Below are 16,682 nucleotides of genomic sequence, written 5' to 3' on the forward strand. Positions count from 1 at the left end.
ATATGCAGGGCCGGCAGCGGCTTGGGCGGGAACACCGGCCGATCCAGCCAGAGCCATCGCCAGGGCGGTCACGTCCCTCGCGATCCGGGGGGCGCATCCGGCTGTTCCTGTCCATTCGCGTGGCCGGCGAGTATCCCGGACCGCCGTGGCAGCGGCCAGCCTGCGGCACCGCTCAGCCCTCCCCTGCCTCGCTGGTATCGCCGCTGTCGAGCGGATCGAACGGGCCCTCGCCCGGCGCCTCCACCTGCACGTTGTCGCGGCCGGCGGCCTTGGCCCGATAGCATTGCGCATCGGCGGCGGCCACAGCGTCATCCACGCTCATGGCGCCGCCCAGGGCGGCAATGCCGATGCTGGCCCCCACTGCCAGCCGCTGCTGGTCCCACGGAATGGACAGCGCGCGCAGCGCGTCGAGCAGATCGCTGGCGATACGCCGCGCACGCTTGAGCGAGCAGCCGGCCAGGATCACCGCGAACTCGTCGCCGCCGAGTCGGGCGACGATATCCGAATCGCGCACCCCATGCCGCAGCAGACTGGCCACCGCCCACAGCACGGCATCGCCGGCGAGGTGACCGTGCGTATCGTTGACGGGCTTGAAGTGGTCCAGATCGATGTACATCAGCGACGCCTGCTGCCCGGTGCGGGCCACGCGGGTGATCGCCTGCTGCAGGTGCGCTTCGAACCCGCGGCGGTTGCTCAGTTCGGTCAACGGATCGACCTCGGCCAGATGGCGCGCTTCGCGCTGGCGCGCGCGCTGCTGGGTGACATCGCGGATCACCCACACCGCACCACTGATGACGCCGTCCTCGCCACGCAGCCAGGCGCGCGTGAGGTCCACCGGCACCCGCTGGGCGCCCACCGCCAACAGCAGGTCCGAATGCAGATCCACCGCATTGCTGTCCGGATCCAGAAGCACGGACAGGTCCAGCGGCGAACGGGGCGCATACTCGGTGGTCAGTTCCATCAGCTCGGCCAGCCGGCTGCCGGTGAGGCCGTCGGCGCCTGCCCCGGCCAACGCCCGGCTCGCGGCTGCGTTGGCGTACTGGACCGTGCCGTGCAGATCCAGAGTCACTACCATGTCGGCCACCGCATCCAGCGTAATCCGCGTGCGCTGTTCGGACTCGCGCAGCTGCTGCCCGCTCTGGCGCTGCGCGGTGACGTCCTGGATCTGCGACACGAAATGCAGCGGCTCGCCGTTGCCGGCGCGCACCAGCGACACCGACAGCCGCCCCCAGACAATGTTGCCGGCCTTGCCCAGGTAGCGCTTGTCCATGTGGTAATGATCACGGCGGCCAGCGAGCAGGTCGCCGACCAGGGTCAGATCGGCGTGCAGGTCTTCGGGATGGGTCAAGGTCTGGAAGTCGATCTGCAGCAGTTCCGCACGGGTGTAGCCAAGGATGCCGCAGAGGGCATCGTTGACATCCAGCCAGCGCCCTTCGAGCGACACCAGCGCCATGCCAAGCGCGGCCGAGGAAAACGCGCCGGCGAACTTCTCCGCCGCCACATACGCCTGCTCGCGGATCGCCAGCAGCGGGGTGATGTCCACCGCCATGCCGACGTAGCCGATCCGCGAGCCGCTGGCGCAATCCAGCGGGCTGATCGACAGGCGCACCTGGCGGCGCTCGCCATCCTTGCGCACGAAGGTCCACTGGTGCGACCAGGTGCCCCGCGCGGCGCGAGCGGTCAGCGCCTGGAAGATGCTGGGCAGCGGCACACCGTCACCGACATCCTGCTGCAGGTACGCGCGCATTTCCTCGGCATCATGGAAAAGGCCGGGGTTGACCCGCCCGATCACTTCGTCCGCACTGTAGCCGAGCAGCTTCTGCGCGCCGGTGTTGAACAGGTTGACCACGCCGTCGATGTCGGTGGCGATCACCGCCACTTCGTCGGACGCATCCACCACCGCCTGTAGGCGCTGGCGCATGTTGGCCGCATCCTGGCGGGCTGTCTGCAGGTCGGTGACATCGGCATGCGCACCGGCCATCCACACCGGCCGGCCCTGCGCATCCCATTCGTAGATGCGTCCGCGATCCTGTACCCAGATCCAGTGTCCGTCTTTGTGGCGCATCCGGCACAGGCTGTCGAACCGCAGCGAGCGTCCTTCCAGGTGCTCTTTCAGCAGTGCGTTGGAGCTCTCAAGATCGTCTGGATGCACCAGCCGGAAGAATGTCTCCGGGGTGATCGGAGCCAGTTCCTCGCGCGTGTAGCCGACAATGCCGGCCCAGCGCTCGTTGACCCGCATCTGGCCGGTCTGGATGTTCCACTCCCAGGTGCCGACGGCGATGCCATCGATGATTTTCTCCATGCGGCGAAGCTGGTCGGACAGATCGTCCGTCGGGGCGGGAATGCTGCCCGGCTCGCGGCTCATGACGGCCTCCGGCTGCCCGTCGCCGATGCGGCAGGCGCGTGCGCGGCCCGGGCGCATGCCCGGCCGAACGCCCTGTTCCTGGTGTCCGCCATGTCCCCTCCCCGCGACCGCGCGCCACGCCGTGCGGCCATTCAACGGGAAGTGTGCTTAAACCGGAGTCAAACCAGAAGTACCCCGGCCCACCGCCCCCCTCGCGGCATGGCGGTGCAACGGCCCGCCGCCGCCCCGGCGGCGGCGCGCAGCCCACGAAAACAGGCCTGTTCGCCGCCGGTACCCATGTCCCGTTGCGGCGAACGGCGGCGGTCGCACCGCGACCGCCGCCGGCTCCCAGGCCCTCAGCCGCCGCGTTTTGCGCGGGCGAAGGCGTCGGCCAGGGCATTGTTGGCCGGCGGGGCGCCACTGCCCGGGCGCGGACCAGACGGGCCACCCCGGCCGCCGGGACGCGGGCCCCCGCCGTCGCGGCGGCCACCGCCGGCCGGACGCGCGTCGCGCTCGCCCGGGGCCTTGGCCGGTGCCGGGGTGTCGTCCAGGCGACGGGTCAGCGCGATCCGCTTGCGGGCCACGTCGACCTCCAGCACCTTCACCTTGACGATGTCGCCGGCCTTGACCACGTCGCGCGGGTCCTTGACGTAGGTGTCCGACAGCGCCGAGATGTGGATGAGGCCGTCCTGATGCACGCCGATGTCCACGAACGCGCCGAACGCGGCCACGTTGCTGACCACGCCTTCGAGGATCATGCCGACCTTGAGGTCCTTCAGCTCTTCCACCCCGTCGGCGAAGCGCGCCGCCTTGAACTCGGGGCGCGGGTCGCGGCCGGGCTTCTCCAGCTCCTTGAGGATGTCGCGCACCGTCGGCACACCGAAGGTGGCATCGGTGAACTGCTCGGCCTTCAGACTGCGCAGGAAGCTGCCGTCGCCGATCAGCGCCTTGATCGGGCGCGCGGTGGCCGCCACGATGCGCTCGACCACCGGATAGGCTTCCGGGTGCACCGACGAGGCATCCAGCGGCTGGTCGCCGTCGGCGATGCGCAGGAAGCCGGCGCACTGTTCAAAGGTCTTGTCGCCCAGGCGCGGCACCTTGAGCAGGTCCTTGCGGCGCTTGAACGGACCGTTGTCGTCACGGTGGCGCACGATGTTCTCGGCCACGGTGGAGGACAAGCCGGATACCCGCGAGAGCAGTGCGGCCGAGGCCGTATTGACCTCCACGCCAACCGCGTTGACGCAGTCTTCCACCCGCGCATCCAGCGCGCGCGCGAGGCGGTACTGGTCCACGTCGTGCTGGTACTGACCCACGCCGATCGCCTTGGGCTCGATCTTCACCAGCTCGGCCAGCGGGTCCTGCAGACGCCGCGCGATCGACACCGCACCGCGGATCGACACGTCCAGATCGGGGAACTCCCTGGCCGCCAGTTCCGAGGCCGAGTACACCGATGCGCCGGCCTCGCTGACCACGATCTTCTGCAGCCGGGTGTCGCCCAGCGCCTTGATGACCTCGCCGGCCAGCTTGTCGGTCTCGCGGCTGGCGGTGCCGTTGCCGATCGCGATCAGCTCCACGTTGTGCGTGATGCACAGCTGCCGGATCGTGTGCAGCGACTGGTCCCACTGGCGACGCGGCTCGTGCGGGTAGATGGTGTCGGTGGCGACCAGCTTGCCGGTGGCATCGACCACGGCGATCTTGCACCCGGTACGGATGCCCGGGTCCAGGCCAAGCACGGTCTTCGGGCCCGCCGGGGCGGCCAGCAGCAGATCCTTGAGGTTGTCGCCGAACACCGCGATGGCGTCGGCTTCGGCCTTTTCGCGCGCCTGGTTGAACAGGTCCAGCAGCAGGTGCATGTGCAGCTTGGCGCGCCAGGTCAGCCGGCAGGCGTCAAGCAGCCAGCGGTCACCCGGGCGCCCGGCATCGCGGATGCCGGCGTTGTGCGCCACACGCCCCTCGGCATACTGGTGGCCGGCCTCGGCATCGCTGCCCGGGTCCAGCTCCAGGAACAGAATTTCCTCGCGGCGCGCGCGGAACAGCGCCAGCAGGCGGTGCGACGGAATCTTCGCCAGCGGCTCGGCGTGCTCGAAATAATCCCGGTACTTGGCACCCTGCTCTTCCTTGCCCTCGGCAACACGGGCGCGGATGACGCCGTGCTCGCCGAGCCAGTTGCGCAGCTCGCCGACCAGCGCCGCGTCCTCGCCCCAGCGCTCCATCAGGATCGCCCGGGCGCCTTCGAGGGCGGCCTTGACGTCGGCCACGCCCTTGTCGCCATCGACGAAAGTGGCGCCGAACACCTGCGGGTCCAGGCCAGGATCGGCCAGCAGGCCATCGGCCAGGGGTTCCAGCCCGGCCTCGCGCGCGATCTGGGCGCGGGTGCGGCGTTTGGGCTTGTAGGGTAGATACAGGTCTTCCAGGCGCGACTTGGTGTCCGCGGCCAGGATGTCCAGACGCAATTCGTCGCTGAGCTTGCCCTGTTCGTCGATGCTGGACAGCACCGCGGCGCGGCGGTCTTCCAGTTCACGCAGGTAGGTCAGGCGCGTCTCCAGGTTGCGCAGCTGGGTGTCGTCCAGGCCGCCGGTGACTTCCTTGCGGTAGCGGGCGATGAACGGAACGCTGGCGCCTTCGTCCAACAGGGCGATGGCGGCACGCGCCTGGGCAGCCTGGGCGCCGATTTCGTCGGCGATGGTCTGGGCGATCTGCTGGGCGAGCTTGATGTCAGGCATTGCTTCCGGCCGGAGCCACGTTACGGAAAACCCGATTGTGGCAACGCAGGGCGGCGGGGGAAACCCGTTGACAGCCGCCCTCCAACCTGTCGCCGATGGTCGGCGCTCAGCGGTAGTGCCGCGCCGCGCGGACCTTCACCGATTCATCCAGCAGGGATTCCAGGGCCATGACGCGCACCCGGCCCACGCCCTGCAGCTCCATGAACCGCTCGGTGTAGATCTCCGGCCCCTGGGCCGTCTCGGCGCGGGATTTGCTGAAGCCGTGGGGCACCAGGCCCTTGTCGCCATCCTTGCTACCACCGACATAAAGAACAATTGCCATGTGATGTACTCCTCCAAAAAGCATCGTGCATGTCCAACAGCGTGCAGCTTACCGCGCCCAACCTGACTGATGCGTCATTGAGGTTAATAACGTTTGTTTGCATGCAGATGACGTCGCGTTACCGACGTTTTGCTTACACGAAATTAACGCATCGCTAACACGTGGCCATTACGGCCACCAGCCGCGCCCGGTCATCGCATACACATCGGCCGCGCGCTCGAAGGGATTGCGCGCACTGACGCCGCCGCACAGCAGGTACACCGGCAGGTACAACGGGCCCAGCACCATGTACTGATAGACATGTGCGCGCTCATGGTCGTGCAGACCGATGACCGGCTCGGTGCAGTGGCCCGCCTGATGCGCGTACGTGCGGCACGGCACGTCCAGTACCGGGCCGGTGTGCAGAATCACGTTGCCCAGGGTGATCGCGCCGCCCGGCCCCCACGGCCAGTCACGGAACACGACCGCGCGGTCGCGTGCATTCCACGACGGACGCGCGCCCGCCACCATCCCCAGCAGGCCACCGAGCAGACCGATCAGGGTGTTGGGCGCGGTCCAAAGCGCGCCCAGCCCCTGCAGGACGCGCAGCGCCAATGGCGGCAGGATCAATCGGCCTCGTTGGGAATCAGCAGCCAGAGGATGAGGTACACCAGGATGCCGGGAAAGGCAGCCGACGCCAGGGAGACCACCACGAACACGATCCGCAGCAGCGTCGGGTTCCAGCCGAAGCGGTGCGCGATGCCGCCCATCACGCCGGCGATCATGCGGTCGTTGAGCGAGCGCGAGAGCGTGCGGGGTGTGGCGTTCATGGCAGGGTCCTCCAACGGTATGAGGGAAATGCTAGCGCGGACCGGTGTGTATGCGGCGCATGCGGCGCCAGGCGCTCAGCGTCCGCGCAAGGCCTTCAGGCGCGCACCGAACCACGCCGCCGCGGTCTGTTCGGGCTGGCCCGGGCAGGCGATCCGGTAGGGCTTGCCGCTCATGCTGCTCTGGCTGGCGGCCCGTTCGATGAACTGTTCGGCGGTATCCACCTTGTCCTTCCTGAGCAGGTAGTCGTACTTGCGCTGCAGGTGCGCGCGCGCTTCTGCGGCGTCGTGCCAGCTGCCGTTGCGCTGGAAGCGGCAGGACGAGCCGTCCAGTGCGCCGATCAGCGCGGCGATCTCGCGGCGCGCGGTGTCGCTGGGCGCGGCCGAGGCGCCACCGGCGGCCGCCAGCAGCGCCACGAGCAGCATCGTCATCACGCGGAGGTGGGTCATGTTCGTTCCTTCAGCCACTGTGAGAGGGTCGCAGGCACTTCGCGCTGGGCGCGGCCGGAGACATAGATGCCGATGTGGCCGCCACGGAAGCTGCTTTCGGTGTAATCACTGCTGCCAATCCGGCCGCGCATCGCGCGCGAGGCATCCGGCGGGACAAGATGGTCCTGTTCGGCGTAGATGTTGAGCACCGGCAGCGTCACCTGGCGCAGGTCGACATGTTCCTCGCCGATCCGCACGCCGTCGTGCATCAGGCCGTTGCCCTGGTAGAACTGCTTGATGAAGTCGCGAAAGGCTTCGCCGGCGAGATCGGGCGAATCGAAGATCCACTTTTCCATGCGCAGGAAGTCCTCCAGCGCGGCCTTGTCGTCCAGGATGTCGAGCAGACCGACGTACTTCTGCACGTTGAGCCGGAACGGTTTGAGCATCAGGTAACTGGCATTCATCAGGTCGGCCGGGATGTTGCCCAGCGTGTCCACCAGCAGGTCGACGTCGACATGCCGTGCCCAGTGCGAAAGCATGTTGTCGGCGGTGTGGAAATCCACCGGCGTGACCATCGTGACCAGGTTGGCCAGCTTGTGCTGGCGCAGGGCCGCGTAGCACAGCGCGAACACCCCGCCCTGGCAGATGCCGAGCATGTCGATCGGGCCGCCGGACTGCGCGCGCAGGTGGTCCACCGCGCCGTCGATGAACCGCAGCAGGTAATCCTCCAGCGTCTGGTAGCGCTCGGAGCGGTCCGGGTAGCCCCAGTCCAGCACGTACACGTCGTGTCCGAGTGCCAGCAGCTTCTGCACCAACGAACGGTCGGCCTGCAGATCAACCATGTACGGCCGGTTGACCAGCGCATACACGATCAGCAGCGGGGTCGAGTGCACCGGCGCTTCGGTGCCGATGAACCGATACAGCGCTACCTTGCCGTCCCGCCAGACCTCTTCGCGCGCGGTGACGCCGTAGTCCACGTCCTCCACCGACGGCAGCAGCGTCAGCCCGTCCATCAGCTTGCGCTGCATGGCCAGGGTTTCCTGCAGCAGGTCCTCTGCGTTGAATCCCAACGGGCCCTTCATCGGCTGCGCGTCCGCCGCGCGGGTGCGGCCGGGGCCGGCTTGGCAGGTTTAGCCGGCTTGGCGGGTTTCGCCGGCTTGGGGGTTCTGGTCGCCTTGGGGGACTTGGTCGCCTTGGGGGCCTTGGGGGCCTCAGCAGGGGTGGCGCGTGCTGTTGACCTGGCCGGCGCGGCCTTCGCCGGCGCCGCCTGCATCATCCGCCGCACCAGCCGCTCCAGTTCCGCGATGCGACGGTGTGCGGCATCCATCTCCGTGCGCGTGGGCAGACCCAGACTTTCGGTCACGCGCTCGATTTCATGCTGCGTGGCCGCGCGCAGGCGCATCTGCGCATTGCCCAGCGCCGCATACACCTGCTGGAACGGCTCGGACAGGGCGACCTTCGCATAGGCCTCTTCGGCCGCCTCGATCCACAGGTCGAACATCGCACGGGCACTGGTGAGCTGATTGCCCGGCTGCTCGTGCTCGGCAAGGCGCTGCTCGAACAGGGCGAATGCATCGTCCAGCGCCTGTTTGATCTGGTCCACATAGGCGCTTGAGTGCGTCTGGAACTCCTGCTGCGCGCGCAGCAGGGCCTGCCAGCGTGCCTGGTGTTCGCGGCCAGGGCCGAACGCCGGGCTCTGCATCCACGGCCCGAGATCGCGCTGCAGCGATTCCAGCAGTTTGAGCAGGTCCGGACCGTCGGCACGGGTGTGGCCTCGCGCGGCCTGCAGCATCCACTGCAGCAGACCGTCGCCCTGCCCTTCCACCGCCGCACGCCAGGCCTGTGCCACGTCGGCGCTGCTGGCGTCGCGGCCGGCAAACTGCGCGGCCACCTGCTGCATGGTCCCGTACCAGCCGCCGGCCTGCTCGCGGAAGCGGCGCACGGCGTCGTCGGCCGGACCGCTGCCCGCGTCGGGCATCAACTGCGACCACGCCTCGATCGCCTGCTGCCAACCACCCGCGCGACCGGGATCGTGGCTGTCGCCAGGCACCCCGGCGGCATGGCGCAGGGCATCACCCCAGGCACCGAAATACTGGCGGGCGAGCGCTTCGATATCGTCCGCGCCACCACCACGGCCGGCGGTGCTCATCGGCGGGCTCCAGCCAGCAGGCGGTTCGACAGGGGCACGATCGGGCTCACGGCTTGGGAATGCGCAGGGTCTTGCTGATCATCAGCGACCCGGACAGGGCGAACAGCAGCACCATCGGGTGCAGCTGCCACGGCCCCAACTGCCACTGACCCAGCCACAGGTCCGGTCCGATCGCCCCCATGCTGGCTGCGATCGCCAGTACCACCACCAGCGCCAGGCTGGTGGGAATCGGCGTGCCTTCGAAATACGGCACCTTGTCGCCCTCGCCGGCCAGCGATTCGGCGGTCACGTTATAGCGCGCCAAGCGGCTCACCCCGCAGCAGACGAAGTAGCTCAGCACCAGCCAGTCCCAACCGCCCTGCATGCCGCAGGCGTAGGCCAGCGCGGCCGGGGCGACACCGAAGGAGATGATGTCCGACAGCGAATCCAGCTCGCGGCCCAGCGTAGAACTGGACTTGCGCCAGCGCGCGATGCGTCCGTCCAGCGCATCGAAAATGAAGGCCAGCGGGATCAGGGCCATTCCGAACAGCAGATAGCGGTGCTCGCCGTCCTGCAGAAAACGCATCGCGGCAAACACCGCGCCGGTGCCGCAGAACGCATTGGCCAAGGTGAACCAGTCGGCCAGCTGGAATTCGCGCAGCATCGAGAAGTGACGTTTCATGGGGTATCGGTTGACGGCAGTGGCAAGAGAGTACCGCGAGCAGCCCGAACGGGGACAGAGCATCCGGGCCGGACCGGGCCTTCCCGCCCTGTTCACCGGCCCACGACGTGCGGTGAATTTTTGGCCACCCATCTTGACAGCCAACGTGGGCGGGGGCTGACGGCGCTTATCCACAAACTTGCGCACCAGTCATCCACACCCCCTGTGGACAAGTCGTTGTCAGCACGCCGCCCCGCGCGCGCGCTTGAGTTGACATGCGCCCACCGCCGCCGAGGCGCTATGCTGCCGGGTGGACTCGCCGCCGCCATGTCCTGCCCGCCCGCCGCGACAGGAGTCACGCGCTTGCTTTCCCCCGAACACCTGGCCGCGCAGCTGCGGCACCCGCATGGCGAGCACGCCCTGGCGATCGCCGAGTCAATGAACCGCAGCAACGGCGCGCTCAACCGGGCCGCGATCGCGCTGCTGGCGGTCGGCCCTGCCGAGCGGGTGCTGGAGATAGGCCCCGGCAACGCCGCCTTCGCCGGCGGCCTGCTGCAAGCCGCGGGCAGCCGCTACCTGGGCATCGAGGTGTCCAGCGACATGGTGGAGGCCGCGCAGGCCAGGCTGCACGCCGCCGGGCTGGAGGACCGCGCCGAGATACGCCTGGGCGATGCCCATGCCCTGGCGCTGCCCGAGGCGTGCATGGACGCGGCATTGGCGGTCAATACGCTGTACTTCTGGGAGGACCTGCGTACGCCGTTGGAGGAACTGGCGCGGGTACTGCGCCCCGGCGCACGGCTGTGCCTGGCCTTCGGCGACGCGGCGTTCATGCGCACCCTGCCCTTCGCCGCCCACGGCTTTCACCTGCACGCGCTGGCCGAGGTGGAGCTGGCCCTGCGCAGCGCCGGCCTGCGGGTCTGCGGGTGGCGCAGCCATCGCGAGACCGGCACCGGCAACGATGGCCGCCAGATCGACAAGCACTTCCATCTGCTGCTAGCACGACGCTAGCGCCGGCCGCCGGCCGGCAGTGGTATCGCGTCCTGCCCTTACAGGCGGGTGTACGACCAGGACAGCATCGCGCCGTCCCGATAGGGCATCACGCCGTGGAAGGGGCGCGGGTCCTGGTCGAACACCAGCGGCAGGAACCGGCGATCACCTTCCCACAGCGGCAGATCTTCGATCTTGTCCACGTCCACCCACTCCAGCGTGCCTTCCGGATTGGCGGTCAGGGGAGTGCCGGTGTAGTCCTCGATCACGAACACGAAGCCGAACCAGTCCTCACCCTGCTTGCCGAAACCGGGCCAGCTGATGGTGCCGCGCATGCGCATGGTGCCGCACTCGATGCCGGCTTCCTCGCGGATTTCGCGGCGCATGCCGGCGGCGACATCCTCGTCGCGTTCGACCTTGCCACCCAGGCCGTTGTACTTGCCCAGATGCTGATCGCCGGGACGGGCGTTGCGGTGGATCATCAGCGCTTGCTTGCCGTCCGCTGACAGCACGTAGCCCAGGGTGGCCACGATCGGGGTATAGGGCATCTCACACACGCTCGGGTTGCAGACCCCGATTATGCGGGATCGACCGCAACCGCGTCGCTTATGGCACCGCGCTGGCGCGTCGGGCGTCGCGCGCCGGGGCCGCGGCATCGCCGTCACGGCGCAGCGTGGCCACGCCATGCCCGCGCTCGGCCAGGTATTCCAGCCACTTGCCCAGGAAGGTGTTCATCCGCATGCGGTGGCTGATCAGCTCGGCCGGCGGCGGGTACATGCCCATGACGTCCTGCCAGCGGCGGCCGACATAGCAATGGGTGGTCTCGGCCTGGCGGGCGTCACGGTACAGGCGCACATAGGCCGACGGGTCCGGCTGGCCGGTGACGGGGTCGGCGAAGTCGTAGGTGAGCCGCAGTTCGACGGTGTAGCGGTGGCATTCGATGACATCCAGGCGCACGTCCAGCCCGTCGCCGATCGAGGACACATAGCTGCCGGGTGCCAGCTCCGCCGGTGCGAACAGGCGCACCAGATGCTGGTAGTTCTCCGCGTACAGGCCCATCAGCCAGCTCAGGCGGCTGAGCCGGGGGATGCGTTCCAGTCGGGGTGATGCCTGGGCCATGTCTCGATCCTACACGTTGATCCTCCAACGTGGGGGCGGCAGCGGCCCGGCCAAAGGGCCGGCCGGGCACCAGGCGTCAGTACATCTCCCGCTGCAGCCCCAGCGTGGCCAGCACCTTGCTTGAGATTTCCTCGATGGAGGTGTGGGTGGTGCTCAGGGTCGGGATGCGCTCCATGCGGAACATGGTCTCCGCAGCCGCCACTTCGCGGCGGCAGGTCTCCAAGTTGGCGTAGCGCGAATTCGGGCGGCGCTCCTGGCGGATCTGCTGCAGACGGTCCGGGTCGATCGTCAGGCCGAACAGCTTCTTGCGGTAGGGGCGCAGCCGCGGCGGCAGCCGGTCCTGTTCCAGGTCCTCGTCGGTCAGCGGGTAGTTCGCCGCGCGCACCCCGTAGTGCAGCGCCAGGTAGATGCAGGTGGGGGTCTTGCCGGCCCGCGACACGGCCACCAGGATCACGTCGGCATCGTCGTAATTGATGGCAATGCCATCGTCGTGGGTCAGCGCGAAGTTCATCGCGTTGATGCGCCGGTGATAGGTCTCGAAGTCCACCATGCCGTGGGCCTGGCCGACCCGGGAATGGCGGCTGACGGCCAGCTCGCGCTCCAGCGGCTCGATGAAGGGGGCGAACACGTCCAGCATCAACCCGCCGCTTTCCGCCAGGATCACGCTCAGCCCGCTGTCCACGCAGGAGCTGACCACGATCGGCCGGACCTGGTAGCGCTCGCCCGCCGCGCGGATCCGTTCACAGGCCTCCCGGGCCTTTTCGGGGTCATCGACAAAGGACATGCGGTCGGTAATGAAGCTGAACCCGGAGAACTGGGTCAGCAGGCTATGTCCAATGGTTTCAGCGGTGATACCGGTTCCATCGGACACGTAGAACACCGGACGGATCGTCGACATGCGCCTTTTACCCCCTCTGAAGCCTAAAAAGACCGTCGATACAAGCTTGTGCCGACGGCGGTCTGCCCGGCATCATATCGGCTTCTTCCTACGGACGTGGCCATTCCAGCCCGCCTCGGGCGATGGCCAAACGGAGCATCGCGCTTGAACGAGAATATCCTGTGGTTGCACGAACTGCGCCTGGCCGACCTGGCCCGCGTAGGCGGCAAGAATTCGTCGCTGGGCGAAATGATCGGCAATCTTGCCGGTCTGGGGGTTTCTGTCCCCGGCGGTTATGCAACCACCGCTGAAGCCTTCAAGGACTTCATCGCGCACAACGATCTGTCCAAGCGCATTTTCGACAGGCTGGCCACGCTGGACGTGGAAGATGTCGCCGCGCTCACCGCCGCCGGCAAGGAAATCCGCAGCTGGGTGATCGACGCGCCGCTGCAGCCGCAGCTGGACCAGGACATCCGCAGCGCCTACAGGCAGCTGTGCGATGAGAACGGCGGCGGCGACGTGGCCGTGGCCGTGCGCTCCTCGGCCACCGCCGAAGATCTGCCCGATGCCTCCTTCGCCGGCCAGCAGGAGACCTTCCTCAACGTGACCGGTGCCGACGACGTCGTGCACAAGGTCAAGGAAGTGTTCGCCTCGCTGTACAACGACCGCGCCATCGCCTATCGCGTCCACCACGGCTTCAAGCACGAAGACGTGTTCCTGTCCTCCGGCGTGCAGCTGATGGTGCGCTCGGGCGTCGGCTCGTCCGGCGTGCTGTTCACCCTGGATACCGAATCCGGTTTCCGCGACGTGGTGTTTGTCACCTCCAGCTTCGGTCTGGGCGAAATGGTCGTGCAGGGCGCGGTCAATCCCGACGAGTTCTACGTCTACAAGCCCACGCTCAACGCCGGCAAGCCGGCGATCCTGCGCCGTTCGCTCGGCAGCAAGGCGATCCGCATGGTGTATTCGGACGTCCCCGGTGAGCGCGTGCGCATCGAAGACACCCCGGTCGAGATCCGCAACACCTTCTCGATCAGCGACGAGGATGTGCAGGAACTGTCCAGGCAGGCACTGATCATCGAAAAGCACTACGGCCGCCCGATGGATATCGAGTGGGCCAAGGACGGCGTCAGCGGCAAGCTGTTCATCGTGCAGGCGCGTCCGGAAACGGTGAAGTCGCGTGGCCATGCCACCCAGATCGAACGGTTCACGCTGAACCAGAAGGACGGCAAGGTGCTGGCCGAAGGCCGCGCCGTGGGCGCCAAGATCGGTGCCGGCACCGCGCGCGTGGTCAAGTCGCTGGACGACATGGCGCGCGTGCAGCCCGGCGACGTGCTGATCGCCGACATGACCGACCCCGATTGGGAGCCGGTGATGAAGCGCGCCTCGGCCATCGTCACCAACCGTGGCGGCCGCACCTGCCACGCCGCGATCATCGCGCGTGAACTGGGCGTGCCGGCTGTGGTCGGCTCGGGCAACGCCACCCAGGTCATCGCCGATGGCCAGGAAGTCACCGTCAGCTGCGCTGAAGGCGATACCGGCTTCATCTACGAAGGCAAGCTCGACTTCGAGCGCACCACCACGGACCTGGGCAACATGCCGCCGGCGCCGCTGAAGATCATGATGAACGTGGCCAACCCGGAGCGTGCGTTCGACTTCGGCCAGCTGCCCAACGCCGGCATCGGCCTGGCCCGCCTGGAGATGATCATTGCCAGCCACATCGGCATCCATCCCAACGCGCTGCTGGAGTACGACCGCCAGGACGCGGCCACGAAGAAGAAGATCGACGAGAAGATCGCCGGTTATGCCGATCCGGTCAGCTTCTACGTCAACCGTCTGGCCGAAGGCATCGCCACCCTGACGGCATCGGTGGCACCGAATCCGGTGATCGTGCGTCTGTCGGACTTCAAGTCCAACGAGTACGCCAACCTGATCGGCGGCAGCAACTACGAGCCGCACGAAGAGAACCCGATGATCGGCTTCCGCGGCGCCAGCCGTTATGTCGACCCGAGCTTCTCGGCCGCCTTCGCCCTGGAATGCAAGGCCGTGCTGCGCGTGCGCAACGAGATGGGCCTGGACAACCTGTGGGTGATGATTCCGTTCGTGCGTACGCTGGAAGAAGGCCGCAAGGTCGTCCAGGTGCTGGAACAGAACGGCCTCAAGCAGGGCGAGAACGGCCTGAAGATCATCATGATGTGCGAAGTGCCGTCCAACGCACTGCTCGCCGATGAATTCCTGGACATCTTCGACGGCTTCTCGATCGGCTCCAACGACCTGACCCAGCTCACCCTGGGCCTGGATCGCGATTCCTCGATCGTCGCGCACCTGTTCGACGAGCGGAACCCGGCGGTGAAGAAGCTGCTGTCGATGGCGATCAAATCGGCACGCGCCAAGGGCAAGTACGTCGGCATCTGCGGCCAGGGCCCGTCGGATCATCCGGACCTGGCCGAATGGCTGATGCAGGAAGGCATCGAGTCGGTGTCGCTGAATCCGGACACCGTCGTCGACACCTGGCTGCGCCTGGCCAAGCTGAAGGCCAACGGCTGATCCAGCCGTTCCGGTAGACGACAGAACCCCGCGCAAGCGGGGTTCTGCTTTTATGGGCCGGGGGCACGCGATGCCGGACGTGAACGCAGCGCCGCTGACCCACGGTCGGCTCTACCGGTGAGGGGCCACGATCAGCCGACCGTTGGTCGGCTGCCACGCGCACGCGCAGCGAACCACCGGTGGTTACGAATTGTCGGCCTGACCGGCGAGCAACGCGTACGCGGCGCGGACCGTGTCGTACCCGTAGGTGCGCTCCAGCCGGCGCACGATGAAATGGCCGCGCGCCATGTCCTGGTAATAGTCGGTGAACATGGTGTTGAGCGTCGCCCCGGCCACGGCCCCGACGATCGGGACGGCCTGTGCGGCGAACTTCTCGGTCACCACCACACCGAAGCGCGCGGCAACCTTCTCCACGATCTTGGCCAGCCACTTGCCGGCTTCCTTCGGGGTCAGCCCGATCATCACCGGGGTGCCGCCCACGGCGCGGCCGGCCAGCTCGGCCGACAGGTGGCGCATCACTTCCGCGGTAAACCCGCGGGTGATGTAGTAACCGGTCTCGCTGGCGTCGTCCTTGCCGGAGTTTCCCCCGAGCGCAAACACCTCCAGGCAGGCATGGCGCGTGGCCATGTCACGCAGGTCGAACCCTTCGCTGCGGGCCACATCGGCCACCGAGCGCATCATGATCGTGGTCGACACCGGCAACTCAATGAACAGTGTGGTGAAGCCGAAGGCCCCGCCGACCGCACCGGAGGTCGCCGCCGCCAGCTTGTGCCAGCGCGTCGATGCGGCCTTGCCAGGCGTGTTGTCCATCGTCCACAGGGCGGCCTGCGCGGACTTGAACAGTGCCGCTTCGACCGCACCGTGGATGCGCCGGGACACCGACTGCGGCAGTTTCTTCACCGCGAACTCCAGCGGCGAGCCGATCAGGTTGGCCATCTTGGCGGTCAGCGTAGGCGACTCCAGCAGCGCGACGGCGCGCTGCAGGTCGGCCCAGTCCTGCGACGTGGGCAGGATCTGCGTTTCCAGCGGGGGTGGCGTGCTGCGGACGAGGTCGTTCATGCCGCGGATCATAGCGCCGCAGGCTTGAACGGCGCGTTCATCACGCCTGCCCGGGCAACCCCGCCAGCGCGCCCATGAACTGGCGGTAGTGGCGCAGTTCGGCGATCGAGTCGTGCACGTCGCTCAGCGCGGTGTGGCTGGACGTCTTGCCGACCCCCGCAGCAATTGCCGGGGCCCAGCGCCGGGCCAGTTCCTTCACCGTGGACACGTCCAGATTGCGGTAGTGGAAGTACTTTTCCAGGCGGGGCATCTCGCGGTGCAGGAAGCGACGGTCCTGGCAGATGGAATTGCCGCACATCGGCGAGGCGCCGGCCTTGATCCATTGCGCCAGGAAGTTCACCGTCTGCGCTTCCGCCTGGCCCAGCGTGACGGTGCTCTCGACCACCCGCTGCCACAGGCCGGAGCGACGGTGCTGGTTGCGGTTCCACTCGTCCATCGCTTCCAGCCGCTCCACCGGATGGTGGATGGCGAACTCGGGCCCTTCGGCCAGCACGTTCAACTGCGCGTCGGTCACGACCGTGGCGATCTCGATGATCGCATCGTTGTCGGTGTCCAGACCGGTCATTTCCAGGTCGATCCAGATCAGTCGTTCGCCTTCTGCGCCGTTGTCCGCCATGTCTACGCCTTGTGCTGGGGTCGTCGCGACAGCGCCGACCGGGGATGGAAAGGGCGCCATGATACCG

Annotated in this window: 16 protein-coding genes; 2 read left to right on the forward strand and 14 right to left on the reverse strand. The window is 67.6% G+C overall.

The window, feature by feature from the left end; all coding sequences use genetic code 11:
• Nucleotides 1-172: 172 nt before the first annotated feature.
• The 9 genes from ACPEH1_RS10245 to ACPEH1_RS10285 all read right to left on the reverse strand — a co-directional run bounded on the left by ACPEH1_RS10245 (nt 173) and on the right by ACPEH1_RS10285 (nt 9,434).
• Nucleotides 173-2,365 (reverse strand): PAS domain S-box protein, encoded by a 2,193-nt coding sequence (locus tag ACPEH1_RS10245; RefSeq protein WP_262072209.1) that lies wholly within the window; start codon nt 2,363-2,365, stop codon nt 173-175.
• 335 nt (nt 2,366-2,700) lie between these two features.
• Complete coding sequence (locus ACPEH1_RS10250; RefSeq protein WP_136005362.1) at nt 2,701-5,067, reverse strand: Tex family protein; 2,367 nt, start codon at nt 5,065-5,067, stop codon at nt 2,701-2,703.
• 106 nt (nt 5,068-5,173) lie between these two features.
• Nucleotides 5,174-5,389, reverse strand: coding sequence for a hypothetical protein (locus ACPEH1_RS10255; RefSeq protein WP_423715732.1), 216 nt, complete (start codon nt 5,387-5,389; stop codon nt 5,174-5,176).
• Nucleotides 5,390-5,557: 168 nt separating this feature from the next.
• A complete protein-coding gene (locus ACPEH1_RS10260; RefSeq protein WP_017356978.1) occupies nt 5,558-5,998 on the reverse strand; it encodes a hypothetical protein in 441 nt (146 codons plus the stop codon).
• Entirely contained in the window at nt 5,995-6,198 is a 204-nt protein-coding gene (locus tag ACPEH1_RS10265) for a PspC domain-containing protein (RefSeq protein WP_017356977.1), read from the reverse strand. Before ACPEH1_RS10265 ends, ACPEH1_RS10260 begins: the two co-directional genes overlap by 4 nt.
• A 75-nt stretch (nt 6,199-6,273) precedes the next feature.
• Entirely contained in the window at nt 6,274-6,645 is a 372-nt protein-coding gene (locus ACPEH1_RS10270) for a DUF5329 domain-containing protein (RefSeq protein WP_262072406.1), read from the reverse strand.
• Entirely contained in the window at nt 6,642-7,706 is a 1,065-nt protein-coding gene (gene phaC / locus ACPEH1_RS10275) for a class III poly(R)-hydroxyalkanoic acid synthase subunit PhaC (protein ID WP_017356975.1), read from the reverse strand. Before phaC ends, ACPEH1_RS10270 begins: the two co-directional genes overlap by 4 nt.
• On the reverse strand, nt 7,703-8,773 hold the full coding sequence (gene phaE, locus ACPEH1_RS10280; RefSeq protein WP_312708585.1) for a class III poly(R)-hydroxyalkanoic acid synthase subunit PhaE: 1,071 nt from the start codon (nt 8,771-8,773) through the stop codon (nt 7,703-7,705). Before phaE ends, phaC begins: the two co-directional genes overlap by 4 nt.
• 46 nt (nt 8,774-8,819) lie before the next feature.
• On the reverse strand, nt 8,820-9,434 hold the full coding sequence (locus tag ACPEH1_RS10285; RefSeq protein WP_136005366.1) for a CDP-alcohol phosphatidyltransferase family protein: 615 nt from the start codon (nt 9,432-9,434) through the stop codon (nt 8,820-8,822).
• 306 nt (nt 9,435-9,740) lie between these two features.
• On the opposite strand from ACPEH1_RS10285, the gene ACPEH1_RS10290 reads away from it, so the two are divergent.
• Nucleotides 9,741-10,421 carry a class I SAM-dependent methyltransferase gene (locus ACPEH1_RS10290; RefSeq protein ID WP_312708588.1) on the forward strand — a complete coding sequence of 227 codons (681 nt, stop codon included), beginning with the start codon at nt 9,741-9,743 and terminating at the stop codon, nt 10,419-10,421.
• 38 nt (nt 10,422-10,459) lie between these two features.
• Here the strand turns inward: ACPEH1_RS10290 and ACPEH1_RS10295 are convergent, their stop codons facing one another.
• The 3 genes from ACPEH1_RS10295 to ppsR all read right to left on the reverse strand — a co-directional run bounded on the left by ACPEH1_RS10295 (nt 10,460) and on the right by ppsR (nt 12,417).
• A complete protein-coding gene (locus ACPEH1_RS10295) occupies nt 10,460-10,948 on the reverse strand; it encodes an NUDIX hydrolase (RefSeq protein WP_017356902.1) in 489 nt (162 codons plus the stop codon).
• A 58-nt stretch (nt 10,949-11,006) separates the two neighbouring features.
• The gene (locus ACPEH1_RS10300) at nt 11,007-11,519 is read right to left on the reverse strand and encodes a DUF1249 domain-containing protein (protein WP_136005372.1); all 513 of its coding nucleotides are present in this window, start codon (nt 11,517-11,519) and stop codon (nt 11,007-11,009) included.
• 76 nt (nt 11,520-11,595) lie between these two features.
• A complete protein-coding gene (gene ppsR / locus ACPEH1_RS10305; RefSeq protein ID WP_017356904.1) occupies nt 11,596-12,417 on the reverse strand; it encodes a posphoenolpyruvate synthetase regulatory kinase/phosphorylase PpsR in 822 nt (273 codons plus the stop codon).
• A gap of 144 nt (nt 12,418-12,561) precedes the next feature.
• Between ppsR and ppsA the strand changes: the two genes are divergently transcribed.
• Complete coding sequence (gene ppsA, locus ACPEH1_RS10310) at nt 12,562-14,940, forward strand: phosphoenolpyruvate synthase (protein WP_017356905.1); 2,379 nt, start codon at nt 12,562-12,564, stop codon at nt 14,938-14,940.
• A gap of 183 nt (nt 14,941-15,123) precedes the next feature.
• On the opposite strand, the gene ACPEH1_RS10315 is transcribed toward ppsA, so the two are convergent.
• Together ACPEH1_RS10315 and orn are read right to left on the reverse strand one after the other, a co-directional pair.
• Nucleotides 15,124-15,999: an EcsC family protein gene (locus ACPEH1_RS10315; RefSeq protein WP_051008645.1), complete on the reverse strand. Its 876-nt coding sequence runs from the start codon at nt 15,997-15,999 to the stop codon at nt 15,124-15,126.
• Nucleotides 16,000-16,039: 40 nt separating this feature from the next.
• The gene (gene orn / locus ACPEH1_RS10320) at nt 16,040-16,615 is read right to left on the reverse strand and encodes an oligoribonuclease (RefSeq protein ID WP_017356907.1); all 576 of its coding nucleotides are present in this window, start codon (nt 16,613-16,615) and stop codon (nt 16,040-16,042) included.
• Nucleotides 16,616-16,682 lie beyond the last annotated feature (67 nt).

It is taken from the genome of Stenotrophomonas sp. NPDC077421 (assembly GCF_049545505.1).
Lineage (GTDB): Bacteria > Pseudomonadota > Gammaproteobacteria > Xanthomonadales > Xanthomonadaceae > Stenotrophomonas > Stenotrophomonas nematodicola.